This is a genomic window from Luteimonas vadosa, assembly GCF_039543545.1.
Taxonomy (GTDB): Bacteria; Pseudomonadota; Gammaproteobacteria; order Xanthomonadales; family Xanthomonadaceae; genus Luteimonas; species Luteimonas vadosa.
The window spans coordinates 1,064,645-1,083,737 of the sequence record NZ_BAABJY010000002.1 but is presented as its reverse complement, the minus strand read 5'-3'; the positions used below and the strand labels follow the sequence as shown (position 1 = coordinate 1,083,737).

Below are 19,093 nucleotides of genomic sequence, written 5' to 3'. Positions count from 1 at the left end.
GGCCACGTGCGCCCCGCCAGGGCCGCGCAACCTCAGAAGCCCATGAACAACCCGCCGTTGACCGGGATGTTGGCGCCGGTGATGAAGCCGGCGTCCTCTGCAGCGAGGAAGTCCACCACGCGCGCGATTTCGTCCGGGCGTCCAAGCCGGCCGACGGGAACCTGCCCCAGGATGCCGGCCCGGATCTGGTCGGGCATCGCCATCACCAACGCGGTTTCGCAGTAACCCGGCGAGATCGAGTTGACGGTCACGCCCTTGCGCGCGACTTCCCGCGCCAAGGCCATGGTGAATCCATGCATGCCCGCCTTCGCCGCGGAGTAGTTGGTCTGGCCGAATTGCCCCGTTTGCCCGTTGACCGAGCTGATGTTGACGATTCGCCCGAAACCGCGCTCGACCATGCCCTCGACGGCATGCCGGCACAGGTTGAACACGCCATCGAGGTTGACGCGCATCACCGATTCCCACTGCTCCCGGTCCATCTTGCGCAAGGTGGTGTCGCGGGTGATGCCGGCGCCGTTGACCAGGATGTCGATGCCGCCGTTGGCTTCTGTGTCCTGCACGAACCGCGCGCAGGCGTCGAAGTCGCCGACATCAAGCGCCGAGAAGGCGATGTCGAGTCCAGCCGTCTCTGCGCGGAATGCATCCAGCCGTTCCCCGCGCGTGCCAAGGTCGGCGGCGATGACGCGGTGCCCGCGCAGGGCGAGCGACTTGCAGATCGCGGTCCCGAGCCCGCCGATGCCGCCGCTGACCACGGCGGTGCGTACGGGGGCCATCACTTGCCGCGCGACTTGGCGCCATCCTCGTCGCGCGGCTTGCCGGAGGCGGGAGAGCGCCCCATGCCGCCGACCAGGCTCTTCTGGAATTGCTGCCACAGCTCCAGGTTGCGCTCGGTAAGCTGGTTCATCATCGCCCAGGGCGTCTGGCCAAGGGTCGCGCCCATTTGCGCGCGGAACTGCTGCTGCTGGTCCAGGAACGCCTGCATCGACTGGTCCAGGTAGCTGCCCATGAAGCCCTGCAGGGAGTCGCCGTAAAAGCGGATGATCTGGCTGAGCAGTTGGGTCGACAGCATCGGCTGTCCGTCCTGTTCGTGCTCGGTGATGATCTGCAGCAAGACCTGGCGCGTCAGGCCCTCGCCGGTCTTGGCGTCGCGCACCTCGAAGGATTCCCCGTCGACGATCAGCTGGCGCACGTCCTCGATGGTGATGTAGCTCGAGATCTCGGTGTCGTAAAGCCGTCGGTTCGGATACTTCTTGATGACGCGTTTCGCGGCCATTGAGCAAACACTCTAACGATGCTGCGCCCGAGCATGCCGCAGTGCAGCACGCCTTGCAAGCCGGGCACGACATGGATGGCGCGGACCTGGCAGCAAGGATGTCCTGCGCGGCGCGGCGTGCCGACTATCCGGGCGGGTAGGGGCGATTGCGGATTGATCGCACGCCCGTCCCCCGCCGGGTCACCAGCCCATGTACTGGCCACCGTTGGCGGACAGGTTGGCCCCCGTGATCCAGCCTGCCTCGTCGCCGACGAAGAAGCTGACCGCGTAGGCGATTTCGCCGGGTTCACCGAGGCGGCCCGTCGGGATCTGCGCGACGATCTTCTCGCGCACGGCCTCGGGCACCGCCATCACCATGTCGGTGCCGATGTAGCCGGGCGAGACGGTATTGACGGTGATGCCGAACTTCGCGTTTTCCTGCGCAAGCGAAATGGTGAAGCCGTGCATGCCTGCCTTCGCGGCTGCGTAATTGGCCTGCCCGTACTGGCCCTTCTGGCCGTTGATCGAACTGATCTGGATCACGCGGCCCCACTTGCGCTCGCGCATCCCCTCGATGACCGGCCGGGTGACGTTGAAGCAGGAGTTGAGGTTGGTGCAGATGACCTCGTTCCACTGTTCGGCGGTCATCTTGTGGAAGGTGGTGTCGCGGGTGATGCCCGCGTTGTTGACCAGGATGTCCACCGGGCCAACCTGGCGTTCGACTTCACGCACCATCGCCGCGGCGTCGTCGGGCGTCGAAACGTCGCCCTTGGCCAGGGCGATTTCGTAGCCGGCCTGCTTCATCTCGGCCTGCCATGCCTTCGCCTTTTCCTCGTTGCGAAAGTTGGTGGCGACCGTGTGGCCCTGGTCGGCCAGTCGCTTGCAGATCGCGGTACCGATGCCGCCCGTACCGCCGGTAACCAGTGCTATGCGTGCCGCCATGATTCGTCTCCTGTGGGGTTCGTCGTCGGGCGGTCATCGCGCGGTCGCGCGCCGATGCAGCCGGGCGACCATTCTAGGCATCGTCCGTGACAAGGCCGTTGTGCGGCGCGGCGAGCAGGTCCCCGGGCGTGCGCGGGACCCGCGATGGATCGAAGGCGGCGGTCGCCGTCGCGAGGGCCTCGGCGAGCGTGGCGCTACGCTCGAGAGCCTCCGGGGGCTGGCCCAGCAGGCGCCAGGCGGTCCGCAATGCCGGAATGGGGTCGCGGCCATCGATGGGCAGCGATTCGAGCGTTTTCGACAGTTTTCGGCCATCCGGGTCCAGCACGAGGGGAAGATGGGCGTGGCGCGGCGTTGGCAGGCCGAGCCGCTGCTGCAGGAGGATCTGCCGGGGCGTGGACGCGAGCAGGTCGGCGCCGCGGACCACGTCGGTGATGCCCTGCGCGGCATCGTCGACGACCACCGCCAGCTGGTAGGCCCAGAGGCCGTCGGCACGGCGCAGCACGAAGTCGCCCACCTCGCGTTCGAGGTCCTGCTCCACACGTCCGTGGAATCCGTCGTCGAAGGCGACCCGCGTGCCTGCGTGCACACGCAGGCGGATCGCGGGATCGTCGCGGCGCGCCCGCGGCACGCAGGCACGATGGATGCCGTTGCTCTCGAGCAGGTCGCGACGGCTGCAGTGGCAAACGAAGGCATTGCCGCGGGAGAGCAAGGTTTCCAGCGCCGCCTGGTAAAGGTGGCCGCGGTCGCTTTGGCGGACTACGGCGCCGTCGGGGTGGAGCCCGAAGGCATGCAGCGCCGCCAGCTGTGCATCGGCGGCGCCGGCGACCTCGCGCGGCGGGTCGAGGTCCTCGATCCGCACCAACCACTGCCCGCCTGCGCGGCGGGCGATGAGCCAGCTGCCCAACGCCGCCACCAGGGACCCGAGGTGCAGGGGGCCGGTGGGCGAGGGGGCGAAGCGGCCGCGGTGGAGCGAAGTCGGTTGGGCGGGCATCACCAGTCCAGGGGAATGGATCGGTCGCCCGCATTGTGTCGGCAGGCGGACGGGGTCACTTGAATTTAACCGCCGGCGGACACAATTTGGGAGAGCCACGCAGCCACTGCGCCCATCTACGGGATACAGCCATGTTCAAGCGCGTCACCCTGTTCCTCGCCACCAACTTTGCGGTGCTCGTGCTCTTCAGCATCGTCATGGCCGTGTTCGGACTCGACCCATCCACGATGGGGGGCTTGCTGGTCCTCTGCGCGGTGATGGGGTTCGGCGGCGCGTTCATTTCGCTGGCCATGTCCAAGTGGGTCGCCAAGCGCGCCACCGGTGCCCACGTGATCGAGACCCCCCGCAACGAAGCAGAGCAGTGGCTGCTGTCCACGGTCGCGCGGCAGGCGCAGGCCGCGGGCATCGGCACGCCGGAGGTGGCCATCTACGATGCGCCGGAGATCAATGCATTCGCCACCGGCGCGCGGCGCAACAGCTCGCTGGTCGCGGTGTCCACCGGCCTGCTGCGCGCGATGGATCGCGACGAAGCAGAAGCCGTGCTCGCGCACGAGATCAGCCACGTCGCCAACGGCGACATGGTGACGATGACCCTGTTGCAAGGCGTGCTCAATACGTTCGTGTACTTCCTGGCGCGCGTGGTCGCGCGCGGAATCGCCGAACGCGTCGGTGGCCTGGGCCAGCTGGCGTATTTCGGCATCGTGATCGCGGCCGACATCATCTTCGGGCTGTTCGCCAGCATGATCGCGATGTGGTTTTCCAGGCATCGCGAGTTCCGTGCGGATGCCGGCGGCGCGGCGCTGGCAGGCAAGGAGAAGATGGTGGCCGCCCTGGAGCGGCTGGCGCAGAACCGCGGCGACAGCACGCTGCCCACGCAGGTCGCCGCCTTCGGGATCAGCGGCGGCGTCGGCTCCGGGCTCAAGCGGCTGCTGATGAGCCACCCCCCGTTGGAGGAACGCATCGCGGCATTGCGTGCAGCGCGCCCCGACGCCGGCGACGTGCGCCAGGGCGTGGTGGCCTGACGCCGGCACGCGGGGAACAGGCCCGCGGAAGCGCCGGGGCCAGCGGGAGCGGGATCATCCGCCCTCGCGGAGGGCAGCCGGAAACGCGTTAGGACGCTACTCGAAGTCGTACGTCATCTCGGGACCGGCGCCGGCCAGGAAGTGGCCTTCCACGTAATCGACGCCGGCACCGAACAGGATCGAGATGCTCGCCGCGTCCTGCACGAACTCGGCGATGGTCTGGATGCCCAGTTCGCGCGCCTTGGCGGTGATCTCGCGGATCCGTGCCTGGTTGTCGGCGTTCTTCGGCAGGTCTTCGACGAAGCTGCGGTCGATCTTGAGCAGGTTGGGCTTGAGGTGGGTGAGCAGCTGGAACGAATCCAGCCCCGCCCCGAACTGCTCCAGTGCAATGCGGCAATCCAGCTTGCCGATCGCGGAGGCAAACTGCTGGGCGGCCTTGAGGTGGGTGAACACCTTCGCCTCCGGAAGCTGCAGCACGAGGTACTCGCCGGGGACGCCGTGCTGCGAGAGCTGCTGGGCGATGAACTGCGGCAGGTCGTCGTCGTCCAGCGAGTCCTGGCTGACCTTGGCCAGCAGGGTGGTCGGGTGCCCGCTTTGCATGCGCTGGCCGATGACCTCGATGGTGTGGCCGATCACGTACCGGTCGATCTCCGACAGCAGCCCGTTTTCCTCGGCGATCTGCAGGAAGGTCAAGGGCTTGACCAGCTCGCCGTCCCCGGCATTGAGGCGAAGGAAGGATTCGTAGACCGCGCCGGTGTCGCCCTGCAGGTTGATCACCGGCTGGTAATGGAGGACAAAAGATTCGTTGTCCAGCGCATCGCGCAGGCGCGCCACCCAGGCCCGGATGTGCTCTTCCTCGGCGCGGTCGACGGCACTGGGATCGAACAGCTCGAAGCGGTTGCCGCCAACGCCGATCGACGACTGCACGCCCTGGCTCGCCTTGGCGAGGACCTGGGAGACGCTGGCGATCTTCTCGCCGATCTGCACGGCGCCGATGCTGGCGGTGACCGCGGCGGATCGCGCGCCGATGGAGAACACATCCGCCGCGAACGCCTCGCAGATGCCCCGGGCCAGCGCCTCGGTCTGTTCGTAGTCGCTGTCGCGCACCAGCACCGCCAGCGTGTGTTCGGCGAACCTGGCCGCCTGCGCGTTGCCCCCGATCACCGATTCCAGGCGCGTTGCGACCGCCTTGAGCAGGTTGTCGGCCGAATCCAGCCCGATGTCCTGCAACAAGCGCTGGTAATGGTCTGGCTCGATCAGGAGCAGGCCGTGCTGGCCATGGTCCTGCGCGGCATCGTCCACCGCGTCCTCGAGCGCGCGCAGGAAGGTGGGGCGGTTGAGCAGTCCGGTGGCCTGGTCGCGCTGGCGCAGCTCCTCGATCTCCAGCACCAGCTCCGGGTCCAGCTCCTGCCGCCGGAACACGACCTGCAGGCATGGCTCGCCTTCGTACTGGGCGGGCGTGAACTCCATCGAGGCGGGGAAGGAGTTGCCCTCGATGTCGCGGGCCTCCAGCTCATAGCGTGGCGGCGGCGCCTCGCCCTTGCTCAGCCGCTTGAGCAGTTGCTTGAAGTCGTCCAGGTGCTGGGGCGCGACCATGTCGAGCAGGGACATGCCTTCGATGTCCTCGAATTCCTCGTGGCCGAACATCTCCAGGTAGGCGCTGTTCGCCCGGATGTGCATGCCTTCGTGGACGTATGCGATCGGATCGCGGGAGGACTCGATCAGCGCGTCGCAGCGGCGCTCGGTCTCGCGGACCCGTGCCTCCAGCCGGCGCGTCGCGCGCCTGGCCTCCAGGTCGCTCCACTCCTCACGCACCGCGGCCAGGATCTGCGGCGCGCGATGGCGCAAGGCGATCTTGCGCACGCCCGCCGCGCAGGCCTCGGTGAAGCTCGCCTCGTCGAGGGTGTCGGCGATGGCGATGACCGGCAGGTCCTTGCCGCTGTTGCCGACGTGCTGCATGACGTCCGCGAGCGGGATGCCGCCCGGCTGCTGGGCGGCCATGATCAGGTCGACGACCTGGTTGCCGACCATGTCGGCCAGATCGTCGGCCGAGCGTGGACGCAAGGGACGCACCGCGATACCGGCGTTGCGCAAGCCGCTGACGATGGCTTCCGCCGCCTCGACGCTATCGTCGACGATCATGAGGCGTAGTGCGTTGTCCTGGCTGTGGGCCATTCGGTCCTCCGTGGGACGAGGGTTATGCCATGCCTCGGCCATCCCCGTCCATCGCGCGACTCGCGCCATTCATGCCCATCCGGGCAACGAGGGTGGGCAGCGGCCGATGATCCTGCCGTGAATCGCCGCATTGCGTTGGGGTTTCCGGTCCGGCAGCGCCGCGCGCGAACCTGAGCACGGCGCCTCAGCCCTGCGACAAGGGCCGCTTGGACGCGTCGCCGGCAACCTCGCGCACCAGTCGAGGAACCAGGTAGCCCGGAAGCCGTTCCACCAGCTCGCCGTGGAGCCGCCGGGCCCGCGCATCGGTGACTTCGAAGTGCGCCGCACCGGCCACGCGATCGAGCTGGTGCAGGTAGTACGGCAGCACGCCCGCCATGAAGCCGCGTTCGCACAGGGCCGCCAGCGCGCCGGTGGAATCGTTGACGCCGCGCAACAGCACCGCCTGGTTGAGGAGGCTGGCTCCGGCAGCGCGCAGCCGGCCCAGTGCCTCATCGACCCCAGCGTCGAACTCGTTCGCGTGGTTCGCATGGAGCACGACCGCGCTGGGCCAGGGTAAGCCTTGGAGCCACCCGACCAGCCCGTCGTCGACACGCGCGGGCAGGACGACTGGCAACCGGGTATGGATGCGGAGGCGGCGCAGGTGCGGCAGCGCGGCAAGCTGCGTGGTCAGTTCGGACAGCTTGGCCGTGGCCAGCGACAGCGGATCGCCGCCCGAGAGGATGACCTCGGTAATGGATTCGTCCGCGCGAACCGCCGCGACCGCGTCTTGCCAGCCGCCGGCGGCCGCGGTCTCCTCGGCGTACGGGAAGTGGCGCCGGAAGCAGTAGCGGCAATGGATCGCGCAGCTGCCGGTCGAGACCAGCAGCGCGCGACCGGCGTACTTGTGCAACACGCCATGTCCGGCGCGTGCGGCGGCATCGCCAACCGCGTCGCTGGTGAACCCGGGCATCGGCCGCATCTCGTCGTCAAGCGGCAGCACCTGGCGGAGGAGCGGATCATGCGGGTCGCCGGGCCGCATGCGGGCCACGAACCCACGGGGCACCTTCAACGGGAATTGCGCGGCCGCCTCGGGCGAAACCGCCATCGCGGCCTGCTGCAGGCCGAGCATGGCCAGCAGCTCGCGGGGGTCGCGGACGGCTTCGCGCAGGGCTTGCTGCCAGCGTGGCGGCTGCAGGGACAGGGGGGCTGCGGGTATCATGTGGGCCCAAGTTCTCGCGCCGGTGCGGCCTCTGGCGGCCACCGGCAACACGGCCCGACATTCTATCCGCCCGCCGTCCCCGCGGCAGCCGGCGGACCCCGCGATACCCCTCGCAACCGCAACCGCGACCGCACCAGGAGCTCCACGCATGGCCAGCTACGGCATGAACGACGTCAAGAACGGGATGAAGATCCTGGTCAATGGCGAACCCTGCATCATCACCGACACCGAGTACGTCAAGCCCGGCAAGGGCCAGGCCTTTACCCGGGTCAAGTACCGCTTCATCAAGTCGGGGCGCGTGGTCGAGCTCACGATGAAGGCCACCGACAACCTCGAGGCCGCCGACGTGGTGGATACCGACATGCAGTTCCTCTACGCAGACGGCGAGCATTGGCACTTCATGGACCCGGAGAACTTCGAGCAGGTCCATGCCGACAAGACCGGGGTCGGCGACGCCGCGCTGTACCTCAAGGGCGAGGAGGATTGCGTGGTGACGTTGTGGAACGGCATCCCGATCGCCGTGCAGCCCCCGAACTTCGTCGAGCTGCAGATCGTCGAGACCGACCCCGGCGTGCGCGGCGACACCTCCGGCGGTGGCGGCAAGCCGGCCAAGCTGGAAACCGGTGCCGTGGTCCGCGTGCCCTTGTTCGTCAACCAGGACGAGATCATCAAGGTCGACACCCGGTCGGGCGAATACGTCAGCCGCGTCAAGTAGCGCATGGAAGGCAAGCCGGGCGAAGCCTGCGACCTGCTGATCGAGGCCGGCCTTGTCGTCCCGGTCGAACCGCATGGCGTCGTGCTGGAGGACCATGCCGTCGCAGTACGCGATGGCGTGATCCTCGCAGTGCTGCCCGCAGCCGATGCCCGCGCGCGCTTCGACCCGCGGGAAACCGTCTCGCGCCCGCGATCGGTGCTCGTGCCCGGCCTGGTCAACGCGCACGCCCATAATCCGATGACGCTGATGCGGGGGGTCGCCGACGACCTGCCGCTGAAGGTCTGGCTGCAGCAGCACATCTGGCCCATCGAAGCGGCGGTGATCGGGCCGGATTTCGTGGCCGACGGGGTGACGCTGGCCATCGCCGAGATGCTGCGCGGCGGCACCACCTGCGTCAGCGAGAACTACTTCTTCCCGGACGTGCAGGCCGCCACCTACAAGCGCCACGGGTTCCGAGCCCGCATCGGCCTGCCTGTGATCGACTTCCCGACCGCGTGGGCGAAGAGCGACGACGAATACTTCGACAAGGCCGGCGAGGTCCACGACCAGTGGCGCCAGGATGCGCTGATCGGCACGGCGTTCGCGCCACATGCGCCGTACACGGTGAGCGACGACAACTTCGCCCACATCCGCATGCTCGCAGACCAGCTCGACGTGCCGGTGCACCTGCACCTGCACGAGACCGCGCAGGAAGTCGCGCAGTCGGTCGAGGAGCACGGCCAGCGCCCGTTGGCGCGGCTGGACCGGCTCGGCCTGGTCAACGACCGCCTGATCGCCGTGCACATGACCCAGCTCACCGAAGCCGAGATCCACCTGTGCGCCGAGCGAGGCGTGAGCGTGGTCCACTGCCCGGAATCCAACCTCAAGCTGGCTTCCGGCTTCTGCCCGGCCTGTGCCCTGGAGCGCGCCGGGATCACGCTGGCCATCGGAACCGATGGCGCGGCCAGCAACAACGACCTGGACATGATCGGCGAGATCCGCACCGCGGCGCTGCTGGCCAAGGCGGTGGCGCAGGACGCCGCAGCGTTCAATGCGTTCAGCGCGCTGCGCGCGGCGACTCTGGGCGGGGCCAAGGCGATCGGTTTCGACCACCTCACCGGTTCCATCGAACCCGGCAAGCAGGCCGACCTGGCGTGCATCGAGCTGTCGTCGCTGGAGGCGCAGCCGATGTTCGAGGTCGTGTCGCAACTGGTCTACGCCACCGGCCGCCACCAGGTCACCGATGTGTGGATCGCCGGCGCGCCCAAGCTGCGCGGGCGCGAGCTGGTCGACATGGACATCGACGGCATCATCGCCAACGCGCGGCAGTGGCGGGAGCGGATCTCGAAGGTGCGGGTGGGGGCGAATCATGATGGTGGGTGAGGCTTCCGGCGACACGAATTTCCGCCAGGCCGAGCTCGACAAGTTCGGGGCGCTGGCGCAGCGGTGGTGGGATCCGCAGGGCCCGCAGAAGGCGCTGCATGCGCTGAACCCGCCACGGCTTGCCTATGTCGCCGACCGCATCGCCTTGAAGGATGCGCAGGTGGTCGACGTCGGCTGCGGCGGCGGCCTGCTGAGCGAAGCGATGGCGCAGGCGGGTGCGGACGTGGTCGGACTGGACCTCGCGCCGGAGCTGGTGAAGATCGCGCGCCTGCATGGCCTGGAATCGGGGGTCAGGGTGGACTATCGCGTGCAGCCGGTCGAGGTCCTGGCCGCGGAAGCGGCGGGCGGTTTCGATGCCGTGACCTGCATGGAAATGCTGGAGCACGTCCCGGATCCGGCCGCGATCCTGTCCGCCTGCGCGACGCTGCTGAAGCCGGGCGGCCGCCTGTTCGTCTCCACCCTCAACCGCACCCCGGCGGCCTTCGCGCTCGCGATCGTGGGCGCCGAATATGTCGCGCGCTTGCTGCCCAAGGGCACGCACCAGTATCGCGATTTCATCAAGCCCTCCGAGCTGGCCGCCTGGTTGCGCGGATGCGGGTTGGAACTCGAGGACGTCAGCGGGCTGATGTACGAACCCTGGCGCAACGCGGCGCGGCTGACCTCGCGAACCGACGTCAACTACCTGGCCTGCGCGCGGAAGCCTGGATGAGCCGACTGCGATTCCCGCGCGCCGTGCTGTTCGACCTCGACGGCACGCTTCTCGACAGCGCCCCGGACATGCTCGCCACGGTCAACCGCATGCGTGCGTCGCGAGGGCAGGCCGCGATGCCCTTGGCCAACCTGCGGCCACACGTCTCGCGCGGCGGGCGGGCGATGGTCGCCGCCGCGTTCCCGGCGCTGGACGAGGAAGCCCGGGCGCCGATGTTGGCCGAGTTCCTCGACATCTACCGGGAAGAGCTGGGCCGCCATGGGCTGCTGTTCGACGGCATCGAACCGATGCTCGCGGCACTGGAGGCCGACGACGTGCGCTGGGGCATCGTCACCAACAAGCCCGAATACCTGGCGCGTGAGATCGTTCCGCAGTTGGGCTGGGAATCGCGCTGCGCGGTGCTGATTGGCGGCGATACCCTCGCCGAACGCAAGCCGCACCCGCTGCCCCTGCAGGTCGCCTGCCAGCGGATGGGGGTCGGGATCGACGCGTGCGTCTACGTCGGCGACGACGAGCGCGACATCCAGGCCGCGCGCGCCGCGGGCATGCGCTCGGTGGTGGCGCTATGGGGGTATCGCCTTGCCGCCGACGACCCCGTGGCTTGGCATGGCGACACCATGGTGGAGGCGCCGATTGAACTGCTGGACGCCCGGCGCTGGCCATCGCTGCCATAAGCGCGCTCCAGGGCCGCGACCGATGCGCTCCGAATCGGGGAGGACGGCGACGCGAGCCGGCCGTCTCCGCCACTCCCGGCGAAGTGCCAGAAACTCGCGGCGCGTGACCCCTCCTACAATGAGCGCATGGATCCTTCCGCGTCGCTGGGCAGCTTCGTCGACAAGTGGCGCGCACGCTGGCCGGAGTGGCGCGTGGCGATGGCCTTCGTGCCTGCCGCCCGGCGCGACGGCGTCGCGGCCTGGTTCGCACTGCTGCAGGAGCTCACCGAGGCCGCCTGGGGTGGCGACGATCCCACGCCGGGGCTGGCGAAACTCGCCTGGTGGCATGAGGAGCTGATGGGCTGGAGCAAGGGCGCGCGGCGGCATCCGCTGGGGACCGCGTTGCAGGCGCAACCCGCGCCCTGGGACGGACTGGCGCGCAGCCTGTCGTCGTTGCAGGCCGGCCGCATGCGTCCCGGCGAGGCGGTCGCCGGGGATGTCCTTGCCCCCTTTGCCACGGCGGTGGCGGCTTGCGAGTCGAGTTTGTTCGGCGACGGTGGCAGCACCGATGCGCCGGGGGCGATTCCGTTGGTGGAGGCTTCGCTGCTGGCGGAACAGGCCCTGTTCCATGGCGGCACGGCCGCTGCGAGGCCGGATGGCACATCGCGCGGCCGCGAGGCCGCGCGCCCCCGGCGCATCCATGCGGCCCTGGTCCACGCGGCGGTCGATGACGCTCGGGGCCTGCATCGATCCACCCCGCTGTCGCCCTGGCGCACCTTGTGGCTGGCCTGGCGCGCCGCGCGCGAACCTTGATCGGCTGCACCGCAACGGTGCGTTCCAGCCAGCCCTTCGGCGGTGGCAGGTACAATCGACGGCCGTTTCCGTCATTCGGGCTGCCGTCTTGAGCTCAAACCCCCTGCCACAGGCCTTGCCGGACGTCGCCGGCGACACCGCCACGTCCGCGCGCGCCCTCGACTGGGTCGGCATGGAGCGCATCGCGCTGCCGCTGCGCCTGCCCACGCCCGATGGCGCCGGGATGCAGGTGGCCGCGTCGGTGGACATCGGCGTGGACTTGGCGCGGCCGGAAGCGCGCGGCATCCACATGTCGCGGCTGTACTTGCGGCTGCAGGACGCGCTGGCGGTGGAGGCGATGACGCCGGCCGGCCTGCGGCGCACGCTCCAGGATTGCATCGATTCGCAGGATGGGCTGTCCACCCAGGCGCGCCTGGCACTGCGCTACGACCACCTGCTGCGTCGCGACGCGCTCGCCAGCGGGCATTCCGGCTGGAAGGCCTACCCGGTGGAAATCGACGCCCGGCTGGGCGCCGAACGCCTGTCGCTGACGTTGGCGTTCTCTGTGGACTACTCGAGCACCTGCCCCGCGTCCGCCGCGCTTTCGCGCCAGGCCAACGCCGACCACTTCGCCACGGAGTTCGCGTCCGCCAGGCCGTTGTCGACCGGCGTGGTCCGCGACTGGATCGCCTCCGAGCACGGCCTCGCCGCGACGCCACATGCCCAGCGCAGCCGGGCCATGGTCAGCGTCGTGCTGCGGCCATCGTTCGACGAGCTTCCCGTCACCGACCTGATCGACGCCGTGGAAGCCGTCCTCGGGACGCCCGTCCAGACCGCGGTCAAGCGGGCGGACGAACAGGCCTTCGCCCGACGCAACGCCGAGAACCTCATGTTCGCCGAGGACGCCGCCCGCCGCGTGGCGACGGTACTGGCCGAGGACGCACGCATCGAGCGCTACGAGCTGTCCGTGACGCATTTCGAGAGCCTGCATGCGCATGACGCCGTCGCGAGGGTTGCGGGAGAGGGCGTCAACTGAATCCTGGAAAATGGATTCAGCGATCCGATGATCCGACTCGGGAGGTGTGGCGTCCGGTCAAAGTACGGCGAGGTCAAACCCGTTTCCTGGCGTGACTTCAGCGTGGGAAACGAAAGGAACAACGACCGCGCCGCCGCGCGTGCCGAAAGTGGGCGCGCGCAGTAGCAAACGCCGTTATTGGCCCCGTTCAAGCACCAAGAGCAGGTCTATCCGCAGATCGAACCGCGCCGCGCAGAATTCGAATCACCCCGAGAAATGAACGCGCCGCCGCGCGTGTCGAAAGTGGGCGCGCGCAGTGGCCAACGCCGTTATTGGCCCCGTTCGAGCACCAAGAGCGGGTCTATCCGCACATCGAACCGCGCCGGGCGCAATTGCGAACCCCCGGAGCAATGACCGCGCCGCCGCGCGTGCCGAAGGTGAACAGGCGCGGGACCAACGAGGTCATTGGCCGCGTTCGAGCACCAGCAGCGGGTCCACGCGCACATCGAACCAGTTCATGCCCCAATGCAGGTGCGGGCCGGTCGCCCGGCCCGTGGCGCCCACCGCGGCGATGGTCTGCCCCTGTTCGACGCGGTCGCCCACCCGGACATCGATGCGCGACAGGTGCAGGAAATTCGAGCTGACCCCGAAACCGTGGTCGAGCAGCACCGTGCCGCCGGTGAGGTAGAGGTCTTGCGCGAAGGTCACCACGCCTGCGGCCGGCGCCTTGACCGGGGTGCCGGCGGGCGCGGCGATGTCCATGCCGGAATGACCGGAGCCGGGCTGCCCGTTGTAGACCCGCGCATTGCCGAAGCGGCCGCTGATGCGGCCCTGCACCGGCCAGATGAAGGATTGTGCGAAATCCGCGCGGTCGTCGTCGCGCGTGCGCGCGGCCGACACCAGCGCCTGCTCGCGGCGGATGCGCTCGGCGATGGCCGGCGGTGGGTTCACGGTCTGGGGCGGGACGCCGCTGACGTGCTCCACGGGCCAGTCGCGCGGGGTGACTTCGATGCGCGCCTGGTCCCGCGTGGCGTCAGGTCGGGTGACCTCGACCAGGAGTGGGCCCCGGGCGTCCCGCCCGACGCCGAAGACCACCGTGCCGTAGCCGGTCGAGCGCAGCGTCTTGCCGTCGTATCGGACCGTGCTGCCCGGCGGCACCTTGCCGATCACCAGCGCCCCTTGCGGGACGCTGGCCGGGAACACGATGCGGGCGTCGGCCGGTTCGACCGTCCGCGCAGCACCCGCCCTCGCAACCACGGCCGCTGCCTGTTTCCCGTTGGGAGCGACGACATTCCGGCCATCGGTTGCGGGGATTCGCGTGGCGCCGGTGGTCGATGCCGCGCATGCCGCGCACACCAGGAGGGCGGCCCAGGCCACGAGCGAGCAACCGGCGGAACGGCGACGCAGGAGGCTCAACGGTCGAACGCCAGCCGCTGGCCCTGCGGCTCGCCGACCAGGCGCTCGCCGTCCCAGACCTGCTGCCCGTTGACCCAGGTCGAGGCGATCCGGGCATGGAAGGTCCTGCCTTCGAACGGCGACCAGCCGCACTTGGACAGCACGTCCTCGCGGCGCACGGTCAGGGGCGTGTCGTCGACCATCACCAGGTCGGCCCAGTAGCCTTCCCGCAGGTAGCCCCGCTGCTGGACGTCGAACAGCTGCGCCGGTGCGTGGGCGAACTTCTGCACCACCTGCGCGTTGCTCAGCTTGCCCTCGCGCACCAGCTCCAGCGCGGCGAGCAGGGCGTACTGCACCAGGGGCAGGCCGCTTGGCGCCCGGACGTAGGGATTGTGCTTTTCTTCCCAGGTGTGCGGCGCGTGGTCGGTGGCGAGCACGTCGATGACGTCCTCGGCCAGGGCGCGCACCAGCGCCTCGCGGTCGGCCGGATCCTTGATCGCCGGATTGCACTTGATCTGGTGGCCAAGCTCCGCGTAATCGCCGCGGTCGAAGCGCAGGAAGTGGATGCAGGTCTCGGCGGTGATGCGCTTGCGCACGCCGTCGGCGTCGACGAGCGGGCCGGCGTCGAACAGCGCCAGCTCGTCGGCGGTGGAGATGTGCAGCACGTGCAGCCGCGTGCCGTGCTTTCTCGCCAGCGACAAGGCCAGGCGGGTGGACTTGATGCAGGCTTCGCGCGAACGGATGTCCGGGTGGCATTCGGCCGGGATGTCGTCGCCGTACTTCGCCTGGTACTCGGCCTGCAGCGCATTGATCATCGGCGTGTCTTCGCAATGCGTGATGATCGGCACCGGGGTGTCGCGGAAGATCCCGTCCAGCGTGTCCGGGTCGTCGACCAGCATGTTCCCGGTGGACGCGCCCATGAATACCTTCAGCCCGGGGGTGGCCTTCGGATCGATGGCGCGCACGTGCTCGAGGTTGTCGTTGCTGGCGCCCATGTAGAAGCCGTGGTTGCTCCACATGCGGCCGGCGGCGCGGCGGTACTTGTCTTCCAGCGCCTCGGCGTTCAGCGTCGGGGGGCTGGTGTTGGGCATGTCCATGACGCTGGTCAGGCCGCCGGCGACCGCGGCCGCGGATTCGGTGGCCATGTCGGCCTTGTATTCCATGCCTGGCTCGCGGAAGTGCACCTGGTCGTCGATCATCCCCGGCATCAGGCGGCGGCCACCGGCATCGACCACCGTTTCGCGGTCGCGGGCCACCAGGCCGCTTCCGACCTCGGCGATGCGTCCGCGCGAGATGCGCAGATCGCCGTCGGTTTCGCGGCCTTCATTGACCAGGCGGGCATTGACGATGAGGGTGTCGGTCATCCGTGGGTTTCCGTGGTGGCGGGCGGCACGGGGTCGTGGCCGCCTGGGTGGAGGGGATGGCAGCGACCGATGCGCCTGATCGCGAGCCAGCCTCCCCTGATCGCGCCGAAGCGGCCGATCGCCTCCATCGCGTACTCCGAGCAGGACGGCATGAATCGGCACCGGGGACCCAGAAGGGGGCTCAACCAGCGCTTGTAGCCACGGAGCAGGGCGATGAGGAAGCGGTCGATCACGGGGGTCGGAGGCGGCGCAGCACAGACTGTCGCGGTTGCCGCTGCAGTCCGGGCAGGGTATAACAGCGCGCTTTCCCGTCCAAGGGAAGGGTGCGTGGCCGGCAGCAGCCCAAAGGCTGCCGTGGCACGATCAGAGGGGCCGGTCACCGGCGGCAGCCGGTGCGGCAGAGCGCTTTGAGGGCGCGATTCCAGGGCAGGCTCCCACTCTTTCCCGCGGTTCGGGCATCCGGCCCGTGCGCTGCGCGTCACGCGCCGTTCCATTCCAGTAAGGACCGCCTCCAGTGGCAGCAAAGAAACCAGCAAAGAAGGCCGCCAAGGCCGCCAAGAAGACCAGCAAGCCGGCAGCCAGGAAGAAGGCGCCGTCGAAGAAGCCGGTCGCCGGCAAGAAGGCAGCGAAGAAGGCAGCGCCCAAGAAGGCGGCGAAGCCGGCCGCAAGGAAGGCGGCGGCGAAGAAGGCTCCGGCCAAAAAAGCGGCTGCGAAAAAGCCCGTCGCGAAGAAGGCGCCCCCCAGGAAGGCCGCCGCCGGCAAGGTGACGGCGAAGAAGGCCGCCCCGAAGAAGGCGCCCGCGAAGAAGACGACTGCCAAGAAGGCTCCCGCCAAGGTCGCGGCGGCGCCGAAGAAGGCCGCTGCCCGCAAGCAGGCCCCGTCCGGCAAGGCAGCGCCGAGCACCAAGGCCGCCGTGGCGGCCAAGCCGGAGAAGGCGCCGCGGCCAGCCCCCCAGGCGGCCGTCGAGCCCAGGAAGGCCAAGTCGAAGCCGAAAGGCGCCGCCACGACCGTCGCCGCGCCCGCCGCCAGCAAGCCGGTGATTGCGCCGCGGCCGGTCGGCAAGGTGGCCGTTGCCGTCGTGTCGAAGCCTGCGCCTGCCACGCGCAAGGCCAAGTACAAGGTCGTGCCCTACGACACCGACAAGGAAACCGGGCGTCCGATCCTGCCCGAAGGCTACAAGCCCAGCGTCGACGAGGAATACATGGGCCCGTTGCAGATCGAATACTTCCGCCAGCGGCTGCTGCGCTGGCGCGAGGACCTGGTCGAGGAGTCCAAGCAGACCATCGAGAACCTGAAGGAAGAGGTCCGCGACGTCGGCGACGAGGCCGAGCGCGCGACCCGGGAAACCGAGAATTCGCTGGAACTGCGCACGCGCGACCGCTACCGCAAGCTCATCGGCAAGATCGACAGCACGCTCAAGCGCGTTGATTCGGGCGATTACGGTTTCAGCGTGGATTCGGGCGAGGAAATCGGCCTGGAGCGGCTGGAAGCCCGGCTCACCGCGGAACGCACGATCGACGAGCAGGAAAGCTGGGAGCACCGGCAGAAACAGATCGGCGACTGATCCGGGCAATGGCCCGGGTGGCGACGAAGGGAAACCCGGCTGCGGCCGGGTTTTTTCGTTGGCATCGGTTGCGGGTCACTGCAATTGGCGAAGATCGAGCCGGCGCAATTTCGGCGCCTTCCAGGCGGTCGTCGCCACCACGCCCAGTGTCACGAACCCGCCCACGACCACCGCCGGCACCAGCCCGATCAACCGCGCCATCGAGCCGGCGTAGAACGCGCCAAGCTCGTTGGACGAGCCGATGAACAACCCGTTGATCGAGGACACGCGTCCGCGCATGTGGTCGGGCGTGGCCAATTGGAGGATGGTCGAGCGAAGCACCACCGAAACCCCGTCGCACATGCCCGACAGCAGCAGCCAGGCGGCCGACAACCAGAACGTCGTGGACAGGCCGAACCCGATGATGCAAAGGCCGAAACCCGCCACCGCGCCCAACAGCACCCGGCCGGCATGGCGTTGCAGTGGATACCGCGCCAGCCAGACGCCCACCACCACCGCCCCCAGCGCCGGGGAGGCGCGCAGGATCCCGAGTCCTTCGGGCCCGTAGTGGAGGATCTCCTTGATGAAGGCCGGGGCGAGCGAGATCGCGCCACCGAACAGCACCGCGAACATGTCCAGGGCCAGTGCCCCGAGCAGGATCTGGTGGCCGAACACGAAGCGCGCGCCCTCGGCGATGCTGGCGAAGATCGGGGCACGCTGGAGTTCCAGCGGGGGTTCGGTGACCCGCAAGCGGACGACGGCGCCCGCGGCGACCAAGGCGAATCCCGCCGCCAGGGCATAGGTCGCGGACTTGCCGGCCACGCCGATCATCAGGCCTCCGATGGCCGGGCCGATCACCAGCCCGGCCTGGAACACGATGCTGCCGAGGCTGGCGCCGCTGGTGAAATGGACGCGAGGCAGGACGCGCGCGAACAGCGCGTTGTAGACCGGCCCCAGGAAGGCGCGCACCGCACCGGTGAGCGCGACCGCCGCATAGATGGGCCAGACATGTCCCGCTGCCAGCCATCCCGCGGCGATCGCGGCGAGGAGCAACGGCGTCACCGCCAACCCAAGGCAGGCGACCATGCCCAGCTTGCGGCGCGGCAAGTGGTCGACCAGGTAGCCTGCGAACGGCGCCACGCAGAAATAGGGCAGGACCTCGGCCAGTCCGACCAGGCCGAGCATCCAGGGATCGCGGGTGAGCTCGTAGACGTGCCAGCCCACGGTGACCGCGACGATCTGGTACGACAGGATCGAACAGATCCGGTAGAGCATCAGGCCGCGGAATCCGCGGTTGCGCAGCGGTGGCGAGTGGGTCTCCTCGTCGCCAGGGGCGGCGGCGGGGTTCTGCGGCTCGCTCACGCCAGCGCGCGTTGCGCGGTGTCGCGGATTGAAGCCAGCAGCGCGGCGAGGCCGTTGCTGCGGGTCGGCGACAGGTGCTTGGCAAGACCGATCTGGGCGATGTAATCAGGTTCGGTGGCCACGATTTCCCGCGCGCTCCGGCCCGAGTAGACCCGCAGGGCGAGGTAGACGAGGCCCGAAACGATCGCCGAATCGCTGGCGGCAAGGAAGTCGAGTCGGTCGGCATCGCCCGATGGCACGAGCCACACCATCGACTGGCAGCCATGCAGGCGGTGCTCCTCGGTCTTGAGGTCGCCGGGGAAGGGCGGCAGCTTGCGGCCCAGGTCTATGAGGTACTGGTAACGCTCGGACCAGTCGCCGAAGAAGCCGAATTCCTCCTTGATCGCGGCCTGGGCGGCGGCGGCGGTGGGTTCGAGGGGGAAGGCGGAGTCGTTCACGCGGCAATTTTCGCGCGTTTGCGTTGCTTTGTCGCGCTTGGCGAAGTCACAGCCGTCCCTGGCGCGGAGCGGGTGGGTCGGTTGGAATGGTGAGCAGATCCCGTCAACGCCGGCGCTTGACCGGGTTCGATGCTGGAAAGTGTTCCACCCTCGGCGAGTCCACGTC

General features: G+C 68.9%; 19 protein-coding genes. 8 read left to right on the top strand and 11 right to left on the bottom strand.

Features of this window, described 5'->3' with window-relative positions; translation table 11 throughout:
• Positions 1-32: 32 nt before the first annotated feature.
• The 4 genes from phbB (ABD970_RS10835) to gluQRS all read right to left on the bottom strand — a co-directional run bounded on the left by phbB (ABD970_RS10835) (position 33) and on the right by gluQRS (position 3,185).
• Positions 33-773 carry an acetoacetyl-CoA reductase gene (gene phbB, locus ABD970_RS10835; protein WP_345295477.1) on the bottom strand — a complete coding sequence of 247 codons (741 nt, stop codon included), beginning with the start codon at positions 771-773 and terminating at the stop codon, positions 33-35.
• Positions 773-1,273, bottom strand: a complete 501-nt coding sequence (gene phaR / locus ABD970_RS10830) for a polyhydroxyalkanoate synthesis repressor PhaR (RefSeq protein WP_345295476.1) — start codon at positions 1,271-1,273, stop codon at positions 773-775. Before phaR ends, phbB (ABD970_RS10835) begins: the two co-directional genes overlap by 1 nt.
• A 180-nt stretch (positions 1,274-1,453) precedes the next feature.
• Positions 1,454-2,194: an acetoacetyl-CoA reductase gene (gene phbB / locus ABD970_RS10825; RefSeq protein WP_345295475.1), complete on the bottom strand. Its 741-nt coding sequence runs from the start codon at positions 2,192-2,194 to the stop codon at positions 1,454-1,456.
• Positions 2,195-2,267: 73 nt separating this feature from the next.
• Positions 2,268-3,185, bottom strand: a complete 918-nt coding sequence (gene gluQRS / locus ABD970_RS10820; protein WP_345295474.1) for a tRNA glutamyl-Q(34) synthetase GluQRS — start codon at positions 3,183-3,185, stop codon at positions 2,268-2,270.
• Positions 3,186-3,316: 131 nt separating this feature from the next.
• Between gluQRS and htpX the strand changes: the two genes are divergently transcribed.
• Positions 3,317-4,207, top strand: a complete 891-nt coding sequence (gene htpX / locus ABD970_RS10815) for a protease HtpX (protein WP_345295473.1) — start codon at positions 3,317-3,319, stop codon at positions 4,205-4,207.
• A gap of 96 nt (positions 4,208-4,303) precedes the next feature.
• Here the strand turns inward: htpX and ABD970_RS10810 are convergent, their stop codons facing one another.
• Positions 4,304-6,382 carry an EAL domain-containing response regulator gene (locus ABD970_RS10810; RefSeq protein ID WP_345295472.1) on the bottom strand — a complete coding sequence of 693 codons (2,079 nt, stop codon included), beginning with the start codon at positions 6,380-6,382 and terminating at the stop codon, positions 4,304-4,306.
• Between the two features lie 184 nt (positions 6,383-6,566).
• Positions 6,567-7,580, bottom strand: coding sequence for an EF-P beta-lysylation protein EpmB (gene epmB / locus ABD970_RS10805; protein ID WP_345295471.1), 1,014 nt, complete (start codon positions 7,578-7,580; stop codon positions 6,567-6,569).
• Positions 7,581-7,728: 148 nt separating this feature from the next.
• Here epmB and efp point away from each other — a divergent pair, with 148 nt between their 5' ends.
• From efp to folE2, 6 genes are all read left to right on the top strand, one after another.
• Positions 7,729-8,295, top strand: coding sequence for an elongation factor P (gene efp, locus ABD970_RS10800; RefSeq protein WP_345295470.1), 567 nt, complete (start codon positions 7,729-7,731; stop codon positions 8,293-8,295).
• A 3-nt stretch (positions 8,296-8,298) separates the two neighbouring features.
• Positions 8,299-9,657 carry a TRZ/ATZ family hydrolase gene (locus ABD970_RS10795; RefSeq protein WP_345295469.1) on the top strand — a complete coding sequence of 453 codons (1,359 nt, stop codon included), beginning with the start codon at positions 8,299-8,301 and terminating at the stop codon, positions 9,655-9,657.
• Positions 9,644-10,366, top strand: coding sequence for a bifunctional 2-polyprenyl-6-hydroxyphenol methylase/3-demethylubiquinol 3-O-methyltransferase UbiG (gene ubiG, locus ABD970_RS10790; protein WP_345295468.1), 723 nt, complete (start codon positions 9,644-9,646; stop codon positions 10,364-10,366). Before ABD970_RS10795 ends, ubiG begins: the two co-directional genes overlap by 14 nt.
• The gene (locus tag ABD970_RS10785) at positions 10,363-11,040 is read left to right on the top strand and encodes a phosphoglycolate phosphatase (RefSeq protein ID WP_345295467.1); all 678 of its coding nucleotides are present in this window, start codon (positions 10,363-10,365) and stop codon (positions 11,038-11,040) included. Before ubiG ends, ABD970_RS10785 begins: the two co-directional genes overlap by 4 nt.
• 126 nt (positions 11,041-11,166) lie before the next feature.
• Complete coding sequence (locus ABD970_RS10780; RefSeq protein ID WP_345295466.1) at positions 11,167-11,832, top strand: isoprenoid biosynthesis enzyme family protein; 666 nt, start codon at positions 11,167-11,169, stop codon at positions 11,830-11,832.
• Between the two features lie 88 nt (positions 11,833-11,920).
• Positions 11,921-12,847, top strand: coding sequence for a GTP cyclohydrolase FolE2 (gene folE2, locus ABD970_RS10775; protein ID WP_345295465.1), 927 nt, complete (start codon positions 11,921-11,923; stop codon positions 12,845-12,847).
• Between the two features lie 441 nt (positions 12,848-13,288).
• Here folE2 and ABD970_RS10770 read toward each other — a convergent pair whose 3' ends face one another.
• The 3 genes from ABD970_RS10770 to yidD form a co-directional block, all read right to left on the bottom strand.
• Entirely contained in the window at positions 13,289-14,083 is a 795-nt protein-coding gene (locus tag ABD970_RS10770) for a M23 family metallopeptidase (protein WP_345295464.1), read from the bottom strand.
• 155 nt (positions 14,084-14,238) lie between these two features.
• Positions 14,239-15,585: a dihydroorotase gene (locus tag ABD970_RS10765; RefSeq protein WP_345295463.1), complete on the bottom strand. Its 1,347-nt coding sequence runs from the start codon at positions 15,583-15,585 to the stop codon at positions 14,239-14,241.
• Positions 15,582-15,818, bottom strand: a complete 237-nt coding sequence (yidD, locus tag ABD970_RS10760; protein WP_345295462.1) for a membrane protein insertion efficiency factor YidD — start codon at positions 15,816-15,818, stop codon at positions 15,582-15,584. Before yidD ends, ABD970_RS10765 begins: the two co-directional genes overlap by 4 nt.
• Before the next feature lie 281 nt (positions 15,819-16,099).
• Between yidD and dksA the strand changes: the two genes are divergently transcribed.
• Positions 16,100-17,149, top strand: a complete 1,050-nt coding sequence (gene dksA, locus ABD970_RS10755) for an RNA polymerase-binding protein DksA (RefSeq protein ID WP_345295461.1) — start codon at positions 16,100-16,102, stop codon at positions 17,147-17,149.
• 75 nt (positions 17,150-17,224) lie between these two features.
• On the opposite strand, the gene ABD970_RS10750 is transcribed toward dksA, so the two are convergent.
• Entirely contained in the window at positions 17,225-18,490 is a 1,266-nt protein-coding gene (locus tag ABD970_RS10750) for an MFS transporter (protein ID WP_425563083.1), read from the bottom strand.
• Positions 18,487-18,927 (bottom strand): SufE family protein, encoded by a 441-nt coding sequence (locus tag ABD970_RS10745; protein ID WP_345295460.1) that lies wholly within the window; start codon positions 18,925-18,927, stop codon positions 18,487-18,489. The genes ABD970_RS10750 and ABD970_RS10745 overlap by 4 nt, the downstream gene beginning before the upstream one ends.
• Positions 18,928-19,093 lie beyond the last annotated feature (166 nt).

Coding starts and splice junctions, on each gene's coding strand:
- efp (WP_345295470.1), top strand. CDS start 7,729: ATGGCCAGCTACGGCATGAACGACGTCAAGAACGGGATGAAGATCCTG.
- phbB (WP_345295477.1), bottom strand. CDS start 773: ATGGCCCCCGTACGCACCGCCGTGGTCAGCGGCGGCATCGGCGGGCTC.
- phbB (WP_345295475.1), bottom strand. CDS start 2,194: ATGGCGGCACGCATAGCACTGGTTACCGGCGGTACGGGCGGCATCGGT.
- ubiG (WP_345295468.1), top strand. CDS start 9,644: ATGATGGTGGGTGAGGCTTCCGGCGACACGAATTTCCGCCAGGCCGAG.
- ABD970_RS10795 (WP_345295469.1), top strand. CDS start 8,299: ATGGAAGGCAAGCCGGGCGAAGCCTGCGACCTGCTGATCGAGGCCGGC.
- ABD970_RS10780 (WP_345295466.1), top strand. CDS start 11,167: ATGGATCCTTCCGCGTCGCTGGGCAGCTTCGTCGACAAGTGGCGCGCA.
- ABD970_RS10785 (WP_345295467.1), top strand. CDS start 10,363: ATGAGCCGACTGCGATTCCCGCGCGCCGTGCTGTTCGACCTCGACGGC.
- phaR (WP_345295476.1), bottom strand. CDS start 1,273: ATGGCCGCGAAACGCGTCATCAAGAAGTATCCGAACCGACGGCTTTAC.
- epmB (WP_345295471.1), bottom strand. CDS start 7,580: ATGATACCCGCAGCCCCCCTGTCCCTGCAGCCGCCACGCTGGCAGCAA.
- htpX (WP_345295473.1), top strand. CDS start 3,317: ATGTTCAAGCGCGTCACCCTGTTCCTCGCCACCAACTTTGCGGTGCTC.
- ABD970_RS10810 (WP_345295472.1), bottom strand. CDS start 6,382: ATGGCCCACAGCCAGGACAACGCACTACGCCTCATGATCGTCGACGAT.
- ABD970_RS10765 (WP_345295463.1), bottom strand. CDS start 15,585: ATGACCGACACCCTCATCGTCAATGCCCGCCTGGTCAATGAAGGCCGC.
- gluQRS (WP_345295474.1), bottom strand. CDS start 3,185: ATGCCCGCCCAACCGACTTCGCTCCACCGCGGCCGCTTCGCCCCCTCG.